Origin of the sequence: Pontiella desulfatans (assembly GCF_900890425.1) — a bacterium.
Classification (GTDB): domain Bacteria; phylum Verrucomicrobiota; class Kiritimatiellia; order Kiritimatiellales; family Pontiellaceae; genus Pontiella; species Pontiella desulfatans.
Genome location: NZ_CAAHFG010000001.1, coordinates 3,057,925 through 3,077,955, shown reverse-complemented (window position 1 = coordinate 3,077,955; position 20,031 = coordinate 3,057,925). Strand labels below are relative to the sequence as shown.

At 53.8% G+C, this 20,031-nt stretch carries 14 protein-coding genes; all 14 read left to right on the top strand.

Translation table 11 applies throughout. The annotated features are described in order from the left end of the window. Nucleotides 1-6: 6 nt before the first annotated feature. The 14 genes from E9954_RS10805 to E9954_RS32430 all read left to right on the top strand — a co-directional run bounded on the left by E9954_RS10805 (nt 7) and on the right by E9954_RS32430 (nt 19,724). Nucleotides 7-1,494 carry a sulfatase family protein gene (locus E9954_RS10805; RefSeq protein WP_136079179.1) on the top strand — a complete coding sequence of 496 codons (1,488 nt, stop codon included), beginning with the start codon at nt 7-9 and terminating at the stop codon, nt 1,492-1,494. Then, nucleotides 1,491-2,825, top strand: a complete 1,335-nt coding sequence (locus E9954_RS10800) for a sulfatase-like hydrolase/transferase (RefSeq protein ID WP_136079178.1) — start codon at nt 1,491-1,493, stop codon at nt 2,823-2,825. Before E9954_RS10805 ends, E9954_RS10800 begins: the two co-directional genes overlap by 4 nt. Nucleotides 2,826-3,070: 245 nt before the next feature. Then, a complete protein-coding gene (locus E9954_RS10795; RefSeq protein WP_136079177.1) occupies nt 3,071-4,315 on the top strand; it encodes an IS4 family transposase in 1,245 nt (414 codons plus the stop codon). 144 nt (nt 4,316-4,459) lie between these two features. Beyond that, nucleotides 4,460-7,339, top strand: a complete 2,880-nt coding sequence (locus E9954_RS10790; RefSeq protein ID WP_168442157.1) for a glycosyl hydrolase — start codon at nt 4,460-4,462, stop codon at nt 7,337-7,339. 1 nt (nt 7,340) lies between these two features. Continuing rightward, nucleotides 7,341-8,558: a hypothetical protein gene (locus tag E9954_RS10785; protein ID WP_136079175.1), complete on the top strand. Its 1,218-nt coding sequence runs from the start codon at nt 7,341-7,343 to the stop codon at nt 8,556-8,558. A gap of 119 nt (nt 8,559-8,677) precedes the next feature. Continuing rightward, on the top strand, nt 8,678-9,976 hold the full coding sequence (locus E9954_RS10780) for an FAD-dependent oxidoreductase (protein ID WP_136079174.1): 1,299 nt from the start codon (nt 8,678-8,680) through the stop codon (nt 9,974-9,976). A gap of 38 nt (nt 9,977-10,014) precedes the next feature. Then, nucleotides 10,015-12,165, top strand: coding sequence for a sulfatase (locus tag E9954_RS10775; protein ID WP_136079173.1), 2,151 nt, complete (start codon nt 10,015-10,017; stop codon nt 12,163-12,165). A 111-nt stretch (nt 12,166-12,276) separates the two neighbouring features. After that, nucleotides 12,277-13,149, top strand: a complete 873-nt coding sequence (locus E9954_RS10770; protein ID WP_136079172.1) for an alpha/beta hydrolase — start codon at nt 12,277-12,279, stop codon at nt 13,147-13,149. After that, nucleotides 13,146-14,027, top strand: coding sequence for a TolB family protein (locus E9954_RS10765; protein ID WP_136079171.1), 882 nt, complete (start codon nt 13,146-13,148; stop codon nt 14,025-14,027). Before E9954_RS10770 ends, E9954_RS10765 begins: the two co-directional genes overlap by 4 nt. Before the next feature lie 264 nt (nt 14,028-14,291). Next, on the top strand, nt 14,292-15,929 hold the full coding sequence (locus E9954_RS10760) for an arylsulfatase (protein WP_136079170.1): 1,638 nt from the start codon (nt 14,292-14,294) through the stop codon (nt 15,927-15,929). 12 nt (nt 15,930-15,941) lie between these two features. Then, nucleotides 15,942-17,111, top strand: a complete 1,170-nt coding sequence (locus E9954_RS10755; RefSeq protein WP_222847146.1) for a family 43 glycosylhydrolase — start codon at nt 15,942-15,944, stop codon at nt 17,109-17,111. A gap of 11 nt (nt 17,112-17,122) precedes the next feature. Beyond that, complete coding sequence (locus tag E9954_RS10750) at nt 17,123-18,544, top strand: sulfatase family protein (RefSeq protein ID WP_222847145.1); 1,422 nt, start codon at nt 17,123-17,125, stop codon at nt 18,542-18,544. A gap of 26 nt (nt 18,545-18,570) precedes the next feature. Continuing rightward, nucleotides 18,571-19,542: a glycoside hydrolase family 43 protein gene (locus E9954_RS10745; RefSeq protein ID WP_136079169.1), complete on the top strand. Its 972-nt coding sequence runs from the start codon at nt 18,571-18,573 to the stop codon at nt 19,540-19,542. A gap of 38 nt (nt 19,543-19,580) precedes the next feature. Beyond that, the gene (locus tag E9954_RS32430) at nt 19,581-19,724 is read left to right on the top strand and encodes a hypothetical protein (RefSeq protein WP_168442156.1); all 144 of its coding nucleotides are present in this window, start codon (nt 19,581-19,583) and stop codon (nt 19,722-19,724) included. Nucleotides 19,725-20,031 lie beyond the last annotated feature (307 nt).

Below are 20,031 nucleotides of genomic sequence, written 5' to 3'. Positions count from 1 at the left end.
GAAAGGATGATGAAGCGTAGAAGATTTACAACAACAGCCGCAGCGGGCGGTGGGGTGCTGATGATGCCGTCGCTGCGTGCCGCAACGGGTTCGGAAAAGAAGCTCTCTGGTCAGCCGAATATCATTTTAATTTATACCGACCAGCAGCACGCGAATATGATGAGCTGTGCCGGTAACAAGACCCTTAAAACACCTGCGATGGATTATCTCGCGGACAACGGAATGCGCTTTACACGCGCCTACACAACCAACCCGGTTTGTGTTCCGGCCCGGATTTCAATGATGACCGGACGTTTCCCATCGGATTTCCGCGATCAAAAAGGGAACCTTGTCCGTGAAAATTCCGGTGGTGCTAAACGCTTTGGCGGCGCATCCGAGGAGGTCATCAATACCCTGTTGCCGATCACTATGAAAGAAGCAGGTTACGATCTGTTTTACGGCGGGAAAGTCCATTTACCCGAAGTTTTGAGCCCGGCGAAACACGGATTCAAGGTGTATGAAAAAAATCCGAAGATGCCGTTGGCCGAAGCGAGCTCAAAGATTATCCGGGAGCGAAAACCGGACGACAAACCGTTTCTGATGTGGGCGAATTTTATCAGCCCGCACGACATCTGTTATATGGCCCTGCGCGACTACCGATTTGAGGATCGAGCAAAACCCCCGAAGAAAAAAGGACTCGAAGAAACTGATTTAGTCGCACTCATGAACCGCAGTGCGAAAATCGATGCGGATGAGTTTCTTGAAAAGCACTGCCCGCCGCTGCCGCCCAACTTTGCGCCACAAGAGGGGGAACCCGCTGCGATTGATGCGTATCTGAGGATTCGGGCATTCAAAGAGGAAGCGCGCAAAAATTATACGGAGGCCGATTGGCGACTGCACCGCTGGCTCTATGCCCGCCTCACCGAACAGGTCGATGCTGAAATCCAGCTGATTATCGACGCGCTTAAAGAGAGCGGGCAGGAAGAGAACACGCTCGTCATTTTTACCAGCGATCACGGCGATATGGACGGCGCGCATCGGATCGAGCATAAAACCGCGCTCTACGAAGAATCGGCAAACGTTCCGTTTATCGCGATGTATAAAGGGACGATTCCCGCCGGCACGGTCAACGTCGACGCGCTGGTTTCGACCGGACTCGATTTTCTCCCGACCGCCGCCGACTACGCCGGAAACCCGGCAGCCAAAGCCGATCCGCGCGGGCGGAGTATGCGTCCGCTCTTTGAAGGCAGAAACGTCGAGTGGCGCGATACGCTCGGTGTGGAAAGTCAGATTGGTTGGATGGTTGTAAATTCCGATGGGAAAAAGCTGATCGAATATGACTATCCCTACAACGGAAAAACGGAAACACAGATGCTGGATTTAAAAGCCGACCCCTACGAAACGCGCCATTTCCTTCCAGAAGGCGATCGCAAAGCGGCGTGGGATTCACTCGAAAAAGCACTGAACGAATGGTTCCCCGAAGGGCACCGAAGAATGGTAGGAGAAGTAAAATGATAAGATTAATTACAGGTATGCTGATATTGACTGGATTTTGGGCTCAGGCCGCCCAAAAACCGAATGTGGTATTTTTGTTGAGCGACGACCAGGGCTGGATGGATTACGGATTCATGGGGCATCCGGATGTGCAGACGCCGAATCTGGATAAACTCGCTTCCGAAGGCCTGCTCTATGAGCGCGGCTATGTAACCGCGCCGCTCTGTCGGCCCTCGCTGGCCAGCCTCGCGACGGGAATTTATCCGCACGAAACGGGGGTCCGCGGCAACGACCCGGTGATGCCGAAAGGATTCTCCAAGAAAGGCATGAATCAGCCCGGCAACGAAGCAATGAAGGCGCAGTGGGTGCAAATGCGTAATCAGATGACCGCGCCAGTAGCGAAGTGCCCCTCGTTTATTAAAGAGCTCAACGCGAACGGATATGCCACCCTGCAAACCGGCAAGTGGTGGGAAGGCAATCCGCTGGATCACGGTTTTACGGATGCCATGACCCACGGTGATCCTACGCGTGGCGGCCGGCACGGAGACAAGGGGCTGGATATCGGACGCAAGACAATGCAGCCGATCTATGACTTTGTGGGGAAGGCGCAGCAGAACGATCAGCCGTTTTTCATCTGGTATGGTGTATTCCTGCCGCATTCTCCGCATAATGCGCCGGAACGGTTCTACAACAAATACAAGGAGATCGCGCCCGATAAACCGACCGCCAAATACTGGGCGAACGTCGATTGGTTCGACGAAACCTGCGGCCAGCTCGTTGACCACCTGAAAGAAAAGGGACTCTACGAAAATACTATTTTTGTTTATACCTGCGACAACGGCTGGCTGCCCAACCCGGAACGGGTCAACGGATATATGCGCTCTAAACGCGAGCCGACTGAGATGGGCATTCGCACCCCGATTTTTGTGACGCATGCGAAGACGGTTCCGCCACAGCGTGAAAAAGAGATTCTTGCCAGCAATATTGACGTTGCAACCACCATTCTGCGCGCCTGCGGCATCACGCCACCGGATGCGATGAGCGGACTGGATCTGCGTGATCCAAAGGCGCTCGCCAAACGCGGCCGCATTTTTGTGGATGTCTACAAACACGACAGCGACATTGATCAGCTCGATAATCTGGATGACGGTCTGGAGGCGCGTGTGGTGATCGACGGCTGGGACAAGCTGATCGCCCGTCCCGGCAAAAAGGAACTCTATGATCTGAAGAGCGATCCCGATGACCAAACCGACCTGGCCGCGGCAAATCCCGAAAAGGTGAAGCAACTGACGAAGTTGATCGACGAGTGGGTGCAGGCAACCCCGCCCGTTAATTTTAGATCCGGCGACTAAATGTTTTGGTTAACCACAAAATACGCAAGAGACACATAGCTATATTTATAGGCCTTTTGTGAGTTCTGTGCATCTTGTGGTTAATGGAATTCTCAATATTTAACCGCTGAAGAAATAGGAAACAAAAAAACATCAAGTTGTTGTTCAAGGAATAGCGGAATAAACATGAAAAAAAGTCACTGTCATCCCATAGCTTTTAAATAAAAAGGCTGGCTTGTGAGCTCTAAATCCTCCACTCGGAGGGTATGAAAAAACAGAGACAAAAACACAAACCAGCCGGACATAGGTATACAACCTTGAAGCAATTGTGCAATCTGATTCCCGGACACATGGTCACGAACCTTGCGAAGAAGCATGGCGTCGATGCCCGAAGCCGGACGTACACTCCGTGGAGCCATGTGGTTTCGCTCTTGTATGCCCATCTTGCTCATGCGCTCGGGCTTAACGACGTATGCGACGCGCTCCAGATGAATGCAGCAGCGCTCTCCACCATCCGCGGTGCGGTTCCGCCGTCTCGCAACAACCTGAGTCATGCGAATCAAGTGCGTGACGCGAACATGGCTGAAGAACTTTATTGGAGCATGATGAAGCATCTGATGGACACGGTGCCCGGCTTTGCGAAGGGTAAAGTACGCAGTGGATATCTCCGTCGCTTCAGCAAGACGATCCATGCGCTCGATTCGACCACGATACAGCTGGTGGCCAATAGCATGGACTGGGCAAAGCACCGCCGCCGCAAGGCTGCGGCGAAGTGTCACATGCGTCTGGACCTGCAAAGCTTTCTTCCGCGATGCGCCATTGTCGACACGGCAAAATACCATGACAGCCGCAAGACCTTGAGCTTGTGTGCTGACCTTGAGCCCGGAGAAATCGTTGTATTCGACAAGGCTTATATCAAGTTTAAGCATCTCTCGGAACTGACGGAGCGCGGTGTTAATTGGGCGGGTCGAGCGAAAGACAACATGCAGTACACGGTGATACGCTCCCTCGAAACGACTAAACACAAGCGCATCCTTCGTGACGAGGTGATTGAACTCGCGCTCGATAAATCTAAGGAGGCCTACCCGCGCGAATTGCGCAGGGTTGTGGCACTCGTCGAAATCAACGGTCAAGACATCGAGATGGTCTTTCTGACTAACCATCTTAAGTGGAGTGCGTGGACCGTGGCCGAGCTCTACCGTTGCCGCTGGGACATCGAGGTGTTCTTTAAAGAAATCAAACAGACGCTCCAGCTCTCCGATTTCCTCGGCTACAGTGCCAATGCCGTGCGCTGGCAGGTATGGACCGGATTGCTCGTCCATTTGCTGATGCGCTGTCTCAAGTTCATGCACGGATGGGATCACAGTTTCAAGCGGCTGTTCACCGTCGTAAGATCCTCGCTTTGGCGTCGTTGGAACCTGCCCGCCCTGCTGGAATCCTATGGGACAGCCAAACCACCCGGTCGCATCCGAGGAGCACCGGAACAGGCGTATCTGCCGGGGTTCGTCTAAATGCTGTGGGACAGCCAACTGTTTAAAACGGGGAATCATCATTACCCTTCAATAAAAAATCGGAATCGACTAAATGAATCGAACACCAAAAACCTTAACAAAAACGGGCGCTGACATTCCGTTAACGTCCTCTATGGGATGATAATGAAAAAAAGTCTATTTATCAGTATGGCTTGCCTGCTTGCTGCGGGTGCGCGCGGTGAGGTCGAAGGATCATTCAGGAGTCCGCCGGAATCGGCGAGGCCGTATACCTTTTACCATTTTATGAATGGAAATATTTCCGAGCCGGCCATCACCAAAGATCTGGAGGCGTTTGCTGCCAATGGAATCGGCGGACTTTCGCTTTTCGAAATCAATTGGCACACCCCGCACGGCGGCGTCTATTTTGACTCGAAGGAATTTCATTCCGCCGTTGAATATATGCTGGCGGAAGCGAGTCGGCTCGGACTCGATGTTTCCATCAAAAACCATTCCGGCTGGTCGAGCACCGGGGCGGCATGGGTTACGCCGGAGCAGTCGATGAAAAAACTGGTCTGGTCTGAAAAGAAAATCAAGGCCGGACAAAACGGAATCCGGCTCGAGCAACCGAAGGCCTTGCACGACTTTTACCGCGATATTGCGGTGCTCGCCTTTCCGACCCCGGACGATGCCGATTACCGGTTAGCGCACTGGTTTGAAAAAGCGCTCGACGGACATCTGGCAAAAGAGCGGACCGGCGAGAAAAAAATGAGCGACCGCAACTTTCCGCCTTCCTTTGATAAAGCTCCGGCTGATGGGGTTATCGCGCTCGAAGAGGTGCTGGACCTTTCGGGAAAGATGGATGCATCCGGCAAGCTGAACTGGAGCCCGAAGTCGGGAGAGTGGACCGTGATCCGCTTTGGAAGCACCACGACCGGTGAAATGAATCGTCCGGCATCCGACGGCGCGAATGGGCTGGAAATCGATAAGATGAGCCGCGCAGTCGCGGATGTATATTGGGAAAAGTTTCTCGATAAAATCGTCGCCTACGGAAAAGGACACAGGGCGTTCAGCACCTTTCTGATTGATAGCTACGAGGTAGGGCATCAGAACTGGACTGACGGGTTTGACCTGGAGTTTAAAAAGCGGGCGGGCTACGACCTCATTCCGCATCTGGTTTGCGTGACGGGCCGGATTCTGGAAAGCACCGAAACCAGCGAGCGCGTGTTGTGGGATTTGCGCCGGACGGCGGCGGATTTGGTGTACGAAAACTACTTCCTTTATTTCACCGAAAAATGCCACCAGAACGGACTCAAGATGGAGCTTGAATCCTACGGTTGGGGGCCGTTTGAAGCTTCGCGCGTCGCACAACTCGCCGATATTCCGGTAACGGAATTCTGGCAGAACAAGGCGCACGATCCGTGGGCGGATGCACTCGGGTTCCAATGGACGGCGCAGATGATGTCGTCCGCCGCGCATTTAACGGGCAGGAAGGTGGTCGGGGCCGAAGCCTATACGCGGATGAAAGGCGACTGGAAAATGCACCCGTATGTGATGAAGATCCGGGGCGACCGCGCCTTCGCGCGTGGGATTAACCGGCTTATTTTCCATTCGGCGGCGCATAACCCGTTCCCGGATGAGGTGAAGCCGGGGATGACGATGGGGCAGTTCGGCTTTCAGGGTGCCCGCAACAATACCTGGTTCTACGGTTCCAAAGTCTGGAAAGAGTACATTGCGCGCTGTCAGTCGATCTTCCAGCAAGGCGAATACGTGAGCGACTTTCTCTATCTGTATGGGGACGAACGCGGGTTCAACTGCTTCTATAAAGAAAAGGAACTGTCTGAGCCGTGGCTTCCAGGCCATAAATTCAACATGGCGGATATCGGAACGCTTGACCGACTCTTCGTCGATAAAAACGGCAACGTGCGCGTCACTTATAAAGGCAAAACATTACCGAACGTCTATGAAATGCTGGTGATGAAGCGGACGGTATTGATGACGCCCGATACCGCGAAAAAACTCGGTGCGCTCGTCGAAGAAGGCGCATCCGTCTATTGCGATCGACCGATCCGCACCCCGCGTTTGAAGGATGCCGAAAAGAATGATGCGGCGTTGAATGCGCTGCTGAAAAAATACTGGGATTCCGGAAAGATCCGTCCGCTCTCCGATCTCGACGCCGGCATTAAAGCGATTACGCCCGACTGTGAAATGGCGGATAAAATGCAGTATGCGCATCATAAAGTTGGCGATGCCGATTTCTATTTCGTATCCAACCAGACCTACGATTCACGCGACGAAAAAGTGACGTTCCGTATTGCGGGTAGATTGCCGGAACTGTGGAACCCCGAAACGGGCGAAACCATGCCGGCTCCGAACTGGCGTAGAACCAAGGATGGCCGCACGCAGGTCGATCTGGAGTTCGATCCCGCTGATTCAATTTTTGTGGTGTTCCGTAAACCGACTAATCAAACCGAAAAAGTATCTCCGAAAATCGAGTATAAGGAAGCCGGGAAAATTACAGGCGACTGGACCGTTACATTTGATCCGACTTTCGGGCCCAAAGAGCCGCAACCGTTTCGCGAGTTGATTGCGTGGAACGAACATTCGAACGAGAAAATTAAACATTTTTCCGGCACGGCGTCATATCGCAAAACGGTTGCGGTTTCCGATCCGGACGCGGAGCTGGTTCTCGATCTCGGCGACGTGCAGATTATGGCACGCGTTTTGGTGAACGGCAAAGATCTGGGTGTGCTCTGGAAGCCGCCGTTTCGCGTAAGTCTTTCCGGCGCGCTCAGGAAAGGTAAAAACGAACTGGAAATCCGGGTGACCAATCTGTGGGTCAACCGACTGATCGGTGACGCGGCTTTGCCGGAAACCGGCAAGCGCAGCAAATGGAAAAATGAAGCGTACGAACGGTTCCCCGACTGGGTTCTCAACGGCACGGCCATTCCTGAAGGTCACCGCCACACCTTTGCACCGTGGAACCATTACGATAAAGGCGGCGAATTGGTGCCCTCCGGGCTCCTGGGTCCGGTCCGCCTGATGAAGCGCGTTGAGTTGCCGTGACATGATGAAGTTTACTCCAATTTTGATGTTCGCGATGAGCATGGCCGCATTGGGCCATGTAGAATCCGATCAGGCGTACCGTGTTGTTCCTCACCGTATTGTCGTGAAACACCCGGGGATTGATGCGAATAAACCGCGGCCGCACAGCCTTTCCCAGGCCTTGGATGAGCGCGGGTACCCCGTGGGATATTCCATGGAAGTGGATTCTGTTGTCTGTTTAGACGGCCTCTGCAAGGTCGTCAGGGTTATGATGGACTGGGACGCACTGGGGGGCTTTCGGGGCTATTTTGTCGCCGATGGGTCGGTGTTGGAAAAGGCCCTGGTACCGGACAGAAATGCAGCGACGAAGAAAATGGCATGGACTGGATTGCCGGGTGGAATCCCATCAGAGCGGGATCAGGCATGGGCGGCCTTCACGGAGGAAGATCATGCGAAACTTCATCGGATCCTGCGTGATCGATCTTCCGTATTGCGCACACAGCGGATATCCGAGCTGACCGGCTACCGTGACAAAAGCAGGGTGGATGGCATGTCGGGGGCGACGCCGCTTACTTTGCGGGAAGCCGTGGTCGAGGGCGCCGCACTCAGCAGCTACCATCTCTGGCACTGGGCAAATGGCGGCGTTGGCGAGGCCGCCATGGAACTGACACACCAAAACTGCAGTGCGGAACTTCTTGAGAGCTTTCTTGCCCGCGACGATCCGCGTTTCATTCTCTTTGCCCTCGAGCACCTTCAACGGCATCAGTTGTTCGCTCCGTCATTCGTGTCGCAGGTGATTGACGTGATGAGCGGCGGGGATCAGGTCCACATCGATGCAGGGCTGGCATATCTGAGGTCAGCTCTGCCGGACTCGGATGCGTTTTATGAAAAACTTGCCAGGCTGTTCAAGCAAAGCGACGGGGAAACGCGGATCTATCTGCTGGGACTCCTGGGGGCGGAGCTGACGATTTCCGGTGCCCAGCTTGACAAGTTTAGCGAGGGCTTGACGGAAACAGACACCTACTATGAGCTTCATCTTTTCCTCAACCTGATTGAGAAACATCAACATGTTTCCGAGCCATTACTCATGGAAGTGTCACGATTTCTGGAAAACGAAAACTTCTTTATTGCTCGTAGGGCCTACTGGTACCTGGAAAAACAGAGCCTGAACGAGCAAATGGCCGAAACGCTCACGGCCTTTCAGGAAAAGTGCGCCAGGGAAAACAGGACCTTGCACTGATTTGAAACTGGCTCATGGAGCCGATCCGACTGATGAAGCGCGTTGAAAAACAAACCGCTGACAAGAACAGAAGGTTATGAATACTTCAGACCGAAGCCGTTTAAATAAAGGAGAGAAAGATGGGAAAGATTAAAAGACGTAATTGCTTAAGATATTCCGTTACGGGTCTCGCGCTGGCAGCCTCGACAAAGGCGATGCCGGACGGATTGAAGCCTGTTGAGCAGCATCAAGCCGACGGGGCCGTCGAAAACAACGTCGATGTGCTGGTGGTCGGGGGCGGAACCGCTGGAACCATCGCCGCAATCCAGGCGGCCCGGGCAGGCGCAAAGACGCTGGTTGTGGAACGCGGAGCCCAGCTGGGCGGAACCACGACTACCGGTGGAGTGGCCTGGCCGGGGATTTTTAATGCCTGGGGCAAACAGATTATCGCAGGCATCGGTTGGGAATTGGTGAAAGAGAGCGTTGAACTGGATGGCGGGCACCTGCCCGACTTTTCGGTGTATCTGAAACCGCACTGGAAAAATCAGGTTGAGGTTAATCAATTTGTCTACGCCCTTCTGGCGGAGGAAAAGTGTGAACAGGCGGGCGTGGAGATCGCCTACTACGAATTCCCCACTCAGGTGACGGAGACCGCAGGCGGCTGGAGGGTCAACTGTGCCGGATTCGGAACCGAGCGTACGGTAACTTGTAAGCAGATCATCGACTGTAGCGGCGGGGCGGAAACGGTCGGTCTGATTGGTGGAGAACGGCTGCGCGAAGCGGAAGTTCAACCTGGTTCTTTTTTGTTTATGATCGGGAAACATCTCAACCCAGGTCGGGCACAGTGTCAGCGCCTGTATGTCCATGGAGCCGATTCGAGCAACTCCCGCACGGTGACGGCGGCCAACCTCACCGGCAGAAAAGCAGTTCTCGAGCGGTTGCGCAAAACTCTAAAAACGCACAAGGATCGGCAACTTCAGCACATGCAGCCCGAAACCTCGTTCCGCGAGAATTATCGCATTATGGGCGAGGCCTTCATCACCGAGGCGGACTTCGTTTCCGGGAAAATGTATAAGGACTCCATCTGTAACTCCTTTTACCCCATCGACCTCCATACCCGTGGTGAATTGGTGGGTAAAAAATTGAAGCAGGGCATTGTGCCGACGATTCCGTTGGGCGCATTGATCCCGAAAGGCCGTAAGAATATCATGGTGGCGGGTCGATGCGTATCGAGTGATCGTTTGGCCAACTCCGCGTTACGTGTTCAGGCGTCCTGCATGGCCATGGGGCAGGCGGCAGGCGCCGCCGCGGCGCTGGCGGTTGAGAAGCAGACCACGCCGGGCGCGGTTCCGCTCGACGAACTGAAAGCCTTGCTCAAAAGATACGATGCGATTCTGGCGGGCGAATCCAGAGAAGTTTCCGGTTCCCATGGGGCATAGTTATGAACGTACAAGGAACTGGCAGGAACACTGAAATTATGAAGAAGTTGTGTTGTCCTTACTTCCGGCGGCGTGTGATCCTCAGAGTGCTTTATCTAATACTTGCTACGGGCTGTTTCTCTGCGGGTGGAGCGTCACGCTCCCCGAGCGTGTTGTTCATTAATGTGGACGACTGGAACGATTGGAACGAGGTGTTGCAGGGCCATCCGCAGGTGATTTCGCCCCATATCAAACGGCTCGCGGAACAGGGGGTTACCTTCAGCAACGCCATTTGTGCATCGCCTTCGTGCGGACCTTCACGCCCTTCTGTTTTTACCGGTATCGCGCCCGCCCGTTCCGGCAATGTGTCAAATGATAATAGGGGCGGGTGGCGCTTCTATGCGGGCCCGGACGCGGTAACGATTCCGAAACTGTTTTCGCAAAACGGCTGGAAAAGCATCGGTATCGCTAAAAACTTTCACAAGGGGGATGAGCCTGAGTTCGATACCTATATTCCGCCCTTTAAAACGCCGAAAAAACTCAAGAAGGTGGGGATTAAGTTAAACGCCTCCGCCATTTGGGATATCGCCGATATGCCCGCCTCTGAAATGGGCGACTACAAAGCGGCGAGTGCGGGCATCCAAACCATTCAGTCGAATACCGACCCGCTTTTCCTTTCGCTCGGCATTTTCCGTCCGCATGTGCCGTGGATTGTGCCGCAGGAATATTTTGACCAATATCCGCTCGAAACGCTGCAGCTCTCCGAACGACGCGTCGACGATCTGGACGATTTGCCGGAACGCTTCAAGCTGCTCGCCGGTTTTGAGGCTAAGTTTGGCAAGGGCTATCACGACATGCTGGTCGAAAAAGGCTACGACAAACAGTTTGTGCGCGCCTATCTTGCGAGTGTGACCTTTGCCGATGAACAGGTCGGGCGCGTGCTGGATGCTTGGTATGCCAGCCCCTACGCTGAAACGGGCTATGTGGTGCTATGGAGCGACCACGGCTATATGCTCGGCGAAAAAAACGCGTGGTCAAAAATCAAGCCGTGGTACGATTCGTCGCGCAGCAACCTGATTATCGCCGGACCCGGCCTTCCGAAGGGCGCGATGTGCGGCAAGTCGGTTTCGCTGCTTGATATCTATCCGACGCTGATTGAGCTGCTGGGCTTGCCGAAGCCGCCCCAGACGCTGGACGGAAACAGTTTGGTTCCGCTCCTGAAAAACCCGAACGCCGAGTGGGACCGCCCCGCACTGATGACCAGTCAGATGGATGGCATCTTTTTCGAGTCGGTGCTGGATAATGACTTCCGGATGACCCGCCTGATTACGGGCGAAACGGAACTCTACAAACTGTCCAGCGACCCGCATGAATTTACGAACCTCGCCGACAATCCGGAATACGCGCTGGTGATCGAAAAATTGGAAAAGCATCTCTCGTTCAGCTATCCGGAAATCCCGGCCGACGGTTGGGTTGAGGCAGAGTCCATCCCCGCACAGACCTCGGCGGATTATAATCTTCGCGGAAACTTTCATTATCCGCTATCGGATGCGAGCGCATCCGGCGGGCGGATGGTTTGTGCGGATCTGCGTGCCGGCGAGGGGAGCTACATCGATTTCGTGTTGGATGTGCAGATGCCCGGTACCTACCGCCTTGGCGCAACGGTTGCCGCGGGCGGATCCTGTACGGTGCAGGTGGACGATGTAAAGAATGATGCGGCGCAATCGGACACCGGTTATCCGATGACAACCGTTGGCACCCTGGAGCCTTCCTCCACCCTCAAAGACGTGTCCCTGGGCGTGGTTCGGTTTGAGGAGCCCGGCCTTAAAATAATCCGCTTCGTTTCCGCCGTACCTAAACAGAAGCAGACATTCGATCGGATCCGGCTGCTTAAAGATGACGCAGCGCAGGTGACCGGGGCGAAACCCTCCGTCACAAAATCGGCTCCAGCTGTTGAAAACCCGGCTCCGCCGAAACGAACCCCAAAAGCGGAGAAATCCGGCGGGAAATCGGCAAAAAACACCTGGTCTTCGCCAGACGCATGGAGCCGGGATAAACCCGGATTAGAGTGGCTCTTCCCGTTTATCGACCAAAACCGCGACGACCAAATCGATCCGGCGGAATACGAGGCCCTGCAGAACTATAAAAAGAAACATGGCGGGTCATGGAAGGATCAGGCCCGCAAAGACCTTGAGGCCGCGGGGCAGTAGAAGCCGTCTTTGAAAAGGTACGGTGTTCCGCCTTTAGGCGGCTATTCCGCAAAGTTGTTCCGCAAAGCCGACTTAAAACCCTTAAAAAATAAAGCACGGAGCACCAGGATTATGAATAAAACATTTTTACTGAAAACCCTCTCATTCTTCGGCCTTTTGGGCGCGCTTTCTGTGTTGGCGCAAGAGCCGGGGCCCGCTGAAAAGATCGTGTATAAAAAAACGGAGCAAGGCGAATTGGCGTTGCACATCTTTTATCCCGCAGGGCATCAGAAAACCGATAAGCGGTCCGTAGCGGTTCTCTTTCACGGAGGTGGATGGAATGGCGGAAGCCCTGCCATGTTTTATCGGCAGTGCGAATATCTTGCGTCGCGGGGCATCGTTGCGATGTCGGTAGAATACCGGCTCGCAAACAAACATAAAACCACACCGGTTGAATGTGTGAAGGACGCTAAATCGGCCATTCGCTGGGTCCGTCAAAATGCGGATCAACTCGGTATCGATCCGGATCAACTGATTGCCGGTGGGGGTTCGGCGGGGGGGCATATCGCAGCGTCAACGGGTACGGCAACGAGTTTCGAAGAGGAGACGGACGATAAAAGCATTAGTTACTGCCCAAACGCGTTGGTGCTCTTTAATCCGGTCTACGACAACAGCCCAAAGGGATATGGGTACGAGCGCGTCAAAGCATACTGGGAAAAAATCTCACCGATGCACAATCTGACGCAGGCAACCCCGCCGACCGTTGTTATTTTCGGGACCGAGGATAAGCATATCTCCGTCGAAATGGCGGAGGCGTATAAACGCAGGATGAAGGCGCTGGGGGTACGCTCTGAGCTTCATTTGTATGCAGGGCAGAAACACGGGTTTTACAGGTATAAAATGAGCCCCGAGCTCTTTAGGGAAACGATCGGAGATGTGGATATGTTTTTGACTTCATTGGGATACCTTGAGCCAATGAAGCGTAAAAATGGAGAAGTAAAATGAGTAGAATAGATTGTTTCGCCTCATGCCGTTGGCTTGATGAATTTGGGCGGCGAGTGACTTTAGCTTTGTTTTTGGGGCTCTCTTTTTCGGGGGTTTGCGCGGAAGTGGAAGGTGCGGAACAGGAAAAAATGCGCGAAGAGCTGGCGGCGCGTGCGCCTCAAATCCTTTTTATTAAACGGTACCCGGTTACGCCCAGTTTTTACGCTTACACCGAAGGGCAATCGGATGGGCAAAGGGAACGTCATTTTGTTCCCGGTTCCGCGCTCTGTCTGCTCAACGTAAAAACGGGCGAAGTGGAAACGCTGCTTGAAGATAAAACCGGGGTCATCCGCGATGTAGATGTTTCGTTTGATGGAACCAGAATCCTGTTTGCCTGGAAGAAAGGACCGACCATCGATGACGACGATTTCCATCTGTTCGAAATGGATGCGAAAACGCGCGAAATCCGTCAGCTCACCTTCGGGAAAGGGGTTGCTGACTATGAACCCTGTTACCTGCCGAACGGCGATATTGTTTTTGCTTCCACGCGCTGCGTGCAAACCGTCGACTGCTGGAAGACGGAAGTCAGTAATCTGTATATTTGCGACAAGGATGGCAACTATCTGCGCCGGGTCGGGTTCGATCAGGTCCATACGACGCACCCGAGCGTGTTGAATGACGGGCGTATCGCCTATACGCGCTGGGACTATAATGATCGCGGCCAGCTGTATCCGCAGCCGCTTTTTCAGATGAACCCCGACGGAACGGGGCAGACGGAATATTACGGAAATAATTCCTGGTTCCCGACCGTGATCAGTCACGCCCGCGCCATCCCCGACTCGAACAAACTGATCGCCGTTTTGCACGGACACCATACCTGGCAGACCGGAAAAAACTGAAAATGATAACGCTTGAAAAACGCAGGAAGAAGAATGCAATGCTAAACAAGGAAAGGGCCGGATCCGTCTCTTAGCAAAAGGGGCCTATATGTGCCACTATCGCTGAAGACCTACAGTGATCGGGAATCCCGAATACAAAGCGGTCGTGAAATTCCTGCTTGAGCAGGCCAAGAGCGCCGCCGGCGACAACGGTTCAACCCGAAACCCCATTTTATTCCAAGCAAAATGAAAAAAAATAACAACGAAGCCATGCGGCGAATCCGAATGAATATACGTACACTAATCGGTTCACTTGTCGCTACGACGACGCTGGTCGTCAGCGCGACTGAAAAGCCCCTTCAAGGTCAGGACAGGCCGAATATCATCCTTATTATGGCCGACGATATGGGCTTTTCGGATATCGGTTGCTACGGCGGCGAGATCGAGACCCCGAACCTGGACGCGCTGGCGGCGAACGGCCTGCGCTTTAAACAGTTTTACAACAGCGCACGCTGCTGTCCGACCCGCGCGACGCTGATGACCGGCCTGCACCCGCACGAGGCAGGGATCGGCCACATGACAAAACCCCCAGGCGTCCGAAAGGATGAGCTTGAGCATGCATATCAGGGATACCTGAACCGCAAGTGCGTGACCCTTGCCGAAGTACTGAAGCCGGCGGGCTACGCCACGCTGATGACCGGTAAATGGCACTTGGGGATGGCGGAGGAAAGTCAGTGGCCGCTGCAACGCGGGTTTGAAAAGTTCTATGGTTGCCTCGCTGGCGCCACCCGTTTTTTTACTCCATCGCACCCGCGTGGAATTACGTTGGGCAACGATCCAATCGAAAAGCCGGAATCGACCACTGATCGCCGCTACTACACGACCGACGCCTTTACCGATTATGCCATCCAGTTTATCGATGAAGAACAGAAGGGGAAAGACCGCCCGTTTTTTCTCTATCTCGCCTATACAGCGCCACACTGGCCGCTGCACGCGCATCAGGAGGAAGTAAAAAAATACGCCGGGAAATACATGCTCGGCTGGGATAAGCTTCGCGATCAACGACTCGTGAAACAGGTCGAAATGGGGCTGATTGATCCAAGCTGGCAACTGTGCGAGCGTTCCAACGAGTCGTGGGACAGCTTGGATGAACAAACAAAGAAAGAGATGGATTTGCGCATGGCTTACTACGCCGCGATGATCGATCGCATGGATCAGAACATCGGTAAGCTGGTTGACCATTTGAAGCAGAACGGCCAGCTCGATAACACGCTGATTCTGTTCCTGTCCGACAACGGCGGTTGCGCTGAAAGTAAAGGTAACATCAATCCGTTCGACACCCCAAAATGGGAAGAGGGTTATGGCTCGCGGGCAGGTTATGGTCCAGGGTGGGCGAATGCGTCCAATACGCCGTTTCGCAAGTTTAAGCACTACACTCACGAGGGCGGTATTGCCTCCCCGTTTGTGGCGCATTGGCCGAAAGGCATCCAACAGAAGGGCGGCTGGGTGGCCGAGCCTGCGAGTCTTCCGGATCTTATGCCCACTTTCCTGGACCTTGCGGGCGCGAATTATCCGCAAGCATACAAGGGCAACCCGATCCGTCCGCTCAGCGGTCTTTCATTGGACCCGCTTTTCAAAGGCAAACCGCTCGGGCGCATCCAGCCACTCTATTTTGAGCACGAAAACAACGCCGCCATTATTCAGGGAGACTGGAAACTCGTCGGTACGGGCGTATCCGCGCCCGGCGGTCCAGAGCCCAAACTGTGGGAGCTCTATAACCTCAAGGATGACCGTACCGAGCTCAATGATTTGAAGGAGAAGTATCCCGAAAAGACGGCCGAACTTTCCAAACTTTGGAAATCCTGGGCCGACCAAAACGGGGTGTATCCCAAGCCGGTAAAAGGGAAGAAAAAGAAGAAGTAGGAAAAATAGCATATGAAGAAAATATGGATGATAACATTGTGGATGGCTTGTGCCTGTGGTCTTTCGGCTACGGAGAAGCCTGTAATGAGCCGGGCTGAAATTGAAGCCGGGCTGAAATCGCATGACCGCGCCCTTTACATCAAAGGCGGTTGGATCCGCGATCCCTATATTATTCTCGGGCCGGACGATTATTTTTACCTTACCGGGACGACGGGCAACCCCAATGATCCCCTTGAGGTAGCGGACGTATATAATACCGGACTCGGGAAACAAAGCCTCGTCGGCTATCACATGCGACTCTGGCGGAGTCGGGATCTGATATCATGGGAAGATTTGGGTGAACCTTTTAACCTACTCGACGGATATTGGGCAAAGCAGCAGCCAGAAGCATTTACCGGAGACCGGTCTCGCTGGCATCTCTGGGCGCCAGAGGTTCACTACCTGAATGGAAAGTGGCACATCTTGCACACTACGGGCGGTCCCATACGGCACGGATCAAATTTGGCCGTGACCCAAGGCGATAAGATCGAAGGCCCTTTTTCCTTCCCGCTCGGAGAATTGTCTAAGGGGCTTCACGATCCATCCCTGTTCAGAGACGATGACGGAACGGTTTACCTGCTTTGGCGCAATACGTATATCGTGCCGCTGAATGACGAGATGACGAAGTTTACCGCGAAGCCGATGCGTATTGATCCTTCAGGAAGCCGAATGGGCCCGGACGGCAAAGCGATCAGCGTGATAGGGCACGAAGGTGCTACGATGCATAAGATCGGCGATAAATACGTACATTTCGGCACCGCGTGGTCGACGGACCGGCGCCGCAAAGGCTCTTACAACCTCTACTACTGCACCGCTGACAAGATTAGCGGTCCGTACGGTCCGCGTCGATTCGTTGGCCGTTTCCTCGGTCACGGCACGCCGTTCCAGACACGCGATGGGAAATGGTGGTGCACCGCCTTCTTCAACGCCAACGTTCCGCCGTTGTCTCGCGAAGGCATCGAAACGCGTGATTTGTCTAAAACGGCCCAAACCATCAATCCGCAGGGGACCACCATCGTTCCGCTGGAGGTAAAAATCCAGTCGGATGGAGATATCTATATTCGTGCCAGGGATCCCGCCTATGCCACGCCCGGGCCGGACGAGGCGCAGAAAAATTTTGAGGTAATGAAGGAAATCCTCTGAACAGGAAAAAGATGAAAACCAGAAGCAAACCATCCATATCACTCATCATCATCGCGCTGACGCTGGTCATGCAAGCGTATGCGGACGTCAAACAACCCAACATTCTATTCTTTGTCGCCGACGACCATGGTCGTGCTGATTGCTCCGTTTTTGGCAGCAAGGATGCGCGAACACCGAAGATGCAGTCATTGGCTGATGAAGGGATGGTATTTAGCAACGCCTTCATCGCTTCGCCCGTCTGCGGTCCCAGTCGATGCGCATTGCTGAGCGGTCTGATGCCTGCACGCAATGGTGCGGAGGGAAATCATGTGCTTCCCAAACGCGAGAGCCAGACCATGGTCAAGCATCTGAAGGAACTCGGATACGAGGTCGCGGCGATCGGCAAGGTCGCGCATGGAGACTATGGCAGTCTCTGTGGCTTTGACCATCTCAACACGAACAAAAACGGCCTGCGCGACAGTGTGAAAAAATACCTGTCCGCACGGAACTCCGATAAGCCGCTCTGCCTGATTGTCGGCGACCGTCGACCGCACGTCCCCTGGACGAAAAAGAACGTCTACGATCCACAAAAGGTCACACTGCCGTCCTATTTTATCGATACGCCGGAGACGCGAGAGCACTGGGCACGATATCTATCGGATATCACCGGCATGGACGCCGAGATGGCGGCCGTTGATCAGCTGTTACGCGAGCACCTCGGCAGCGACGACTATATCACGATGTATAGCGCCGACCACGGTGGTCAGTGGCCGTTTGGAAAATGGAACCTGTATGATTCCGGCGCCAATGTCGCCTTGATCGTCCGCTGGCCGGGCAAGATCAAAGCGGGGCAGCGCACCGATGCCATGGTGAGTTGGGTCGATATCTTTCCGACATTCATTGACCTGGCCGGTGGACCGGCTCCAGAGAATATCGACGGACGATCATTTGCCGGCGTGTTACTCGGCAAAACCGCCGAGCATCGCGACGTAATCTACACCACACATACGGGTGATAAAGGGATGAACGTCTATCCGATTCGCGCGGTTCGCACCAAGCGCTTTAAATATATTCGTAACCTGCACCCCGAATGGCAGCATTCAAACCATTCTGACATCGGGCGAAAAGACGGTGCAGGCGCCTACTGGCACTCGTGGGACGAGGCGATTAAGAAAGATCCCGCGGCCGCGGCCAAGCTCAACAGGTATTTTGTCCGACCGGCGACCGAGTTCTACGATCTTGAGAAGGATCCTGCAGAACAGGTCAACCTCGCGGAAAATCCTGAGTATCGGCTGCAGATCGAGAAGATGAGCGCTCTGCTTGACGAGTGGATGAAAGCCCAGGGCGACAAGCAGATCTCCGGAAGTGGCACCCCTTATCTCGCCGATGGCCCGCGTCCGTTTGATGCCGTCAGCAAGCGGAAGCAATCGAAGAAGAAACAAAAGAAGAAATAACTAACCGGGGAGAGAACCCAGTGAAGATGAAAATACTACTTTTTTTACTGTGCGCGAACGGGTTTGCCCAATCTGGATCCCAGACCACGGAAAACCTGAAAACCACATCCGAGATCCGGATCCGCGACCCGTTTATCCTGCCGCACAAACAAAGCGGCACCTACTATCTATACGCCCAAACTGGCAATCGGAATGCTCAAACACCTGCAGGGGTTGAGGTGTATTGGAGTTCAGACTTAAAGCACTGGGCAGGGCCTGAACCGGTTTTGGAACTTCCCGAAGGTTTCTGGGGAGCCAAAGGCATTTGGGCTCCGGAAGTCCACGAATACAAAGACAAATACTACCTCTTTGCCACCATGCATCCTACCCGCGGCCTGGCGCATGGATTTAAGTACAAAGGTACCCAGATCTTTGTGGCGGACTCGCCCAAAGGCCCATTCAAACCCTTCGAAAATCGTCCCCACCTCGATCCGGAGTGGATGACACTGGACGGGACGCTTTACGTCGAGGACGGACAGCCCTGGATGGTCTTCTGCCACGAGTGGAAACAGATTCGCGACGGAACCATGGATCTGATCAAACTCAAGAGCGACCTCTCCGCAACCGAGGGAAGCTCGACGGTCCTCTTCGCCGCGTCCGAGTCTCCTTGGACAGCAAATGACAAAAGCGGAAATAAATTTGTTACCGACGGTCCCTTCCTCTATAAAACCAAGACTGGCAAGCTAATCATGATCTGGTCCACGGTCGGTAAGAGCATGGCGTACAATGTATCTATGGCCCTTTCGGACAACGGGAAAATCGCAGGCCCTTGGAAACACATTGGCCCCCCGCTGATTGAAAAAGACGGGGGGCACGGCATGCTCTTCAAGAACTTCGAAGGTGAACTCCTGCTATCGATTCACCAGCCCAACCGTGGCGGCCTGGAACGCCTGCACCTCTTTCATATCGAAGATGCCGGCGACCGCCTGATCCTCGGCGACGAAGTAAAACTGCCTTAGGAGAATCGCTCAATGAAGACCCGCAAACTGTCGCTACGATGGCGCTGGCCGTCGGCGAGGTTGCAGGAGGCGGTAAGTATCCGGAAGTCAGCAAAATGGTGAAGCGCTTTGAAGAACGTTTGCAGGAGGACAAGGGCGCAAAGAAACAGGTGGAACGGTTCGAACAATTACTGAATGTCTAATGTCCAGACCTGACCCTTATGTGCTGAAAGGTTTTTAGGCGTTTCGGTTAAGCGGCTGGCGGAAAGGGCGCCCAAATGCGGGACAACGTACCCCTTTCAAATGGGGAGCAATCCGCTTTTTGCATTCAGGCGGTAGAGACTCGCGGGAAATGTAAGGGAGAAGGTGAAACGATTTCTGCATAATTGTCCTAAATGAAATTTTATATGCGTTATATTAATGATAGTTTGTATTATATTTGTTTGGAAAAGGTTGGGGCGATTGATGGCAGGAAGTTCCGCCTTTTGACCGAGCTGTTTGTTGAAAAGG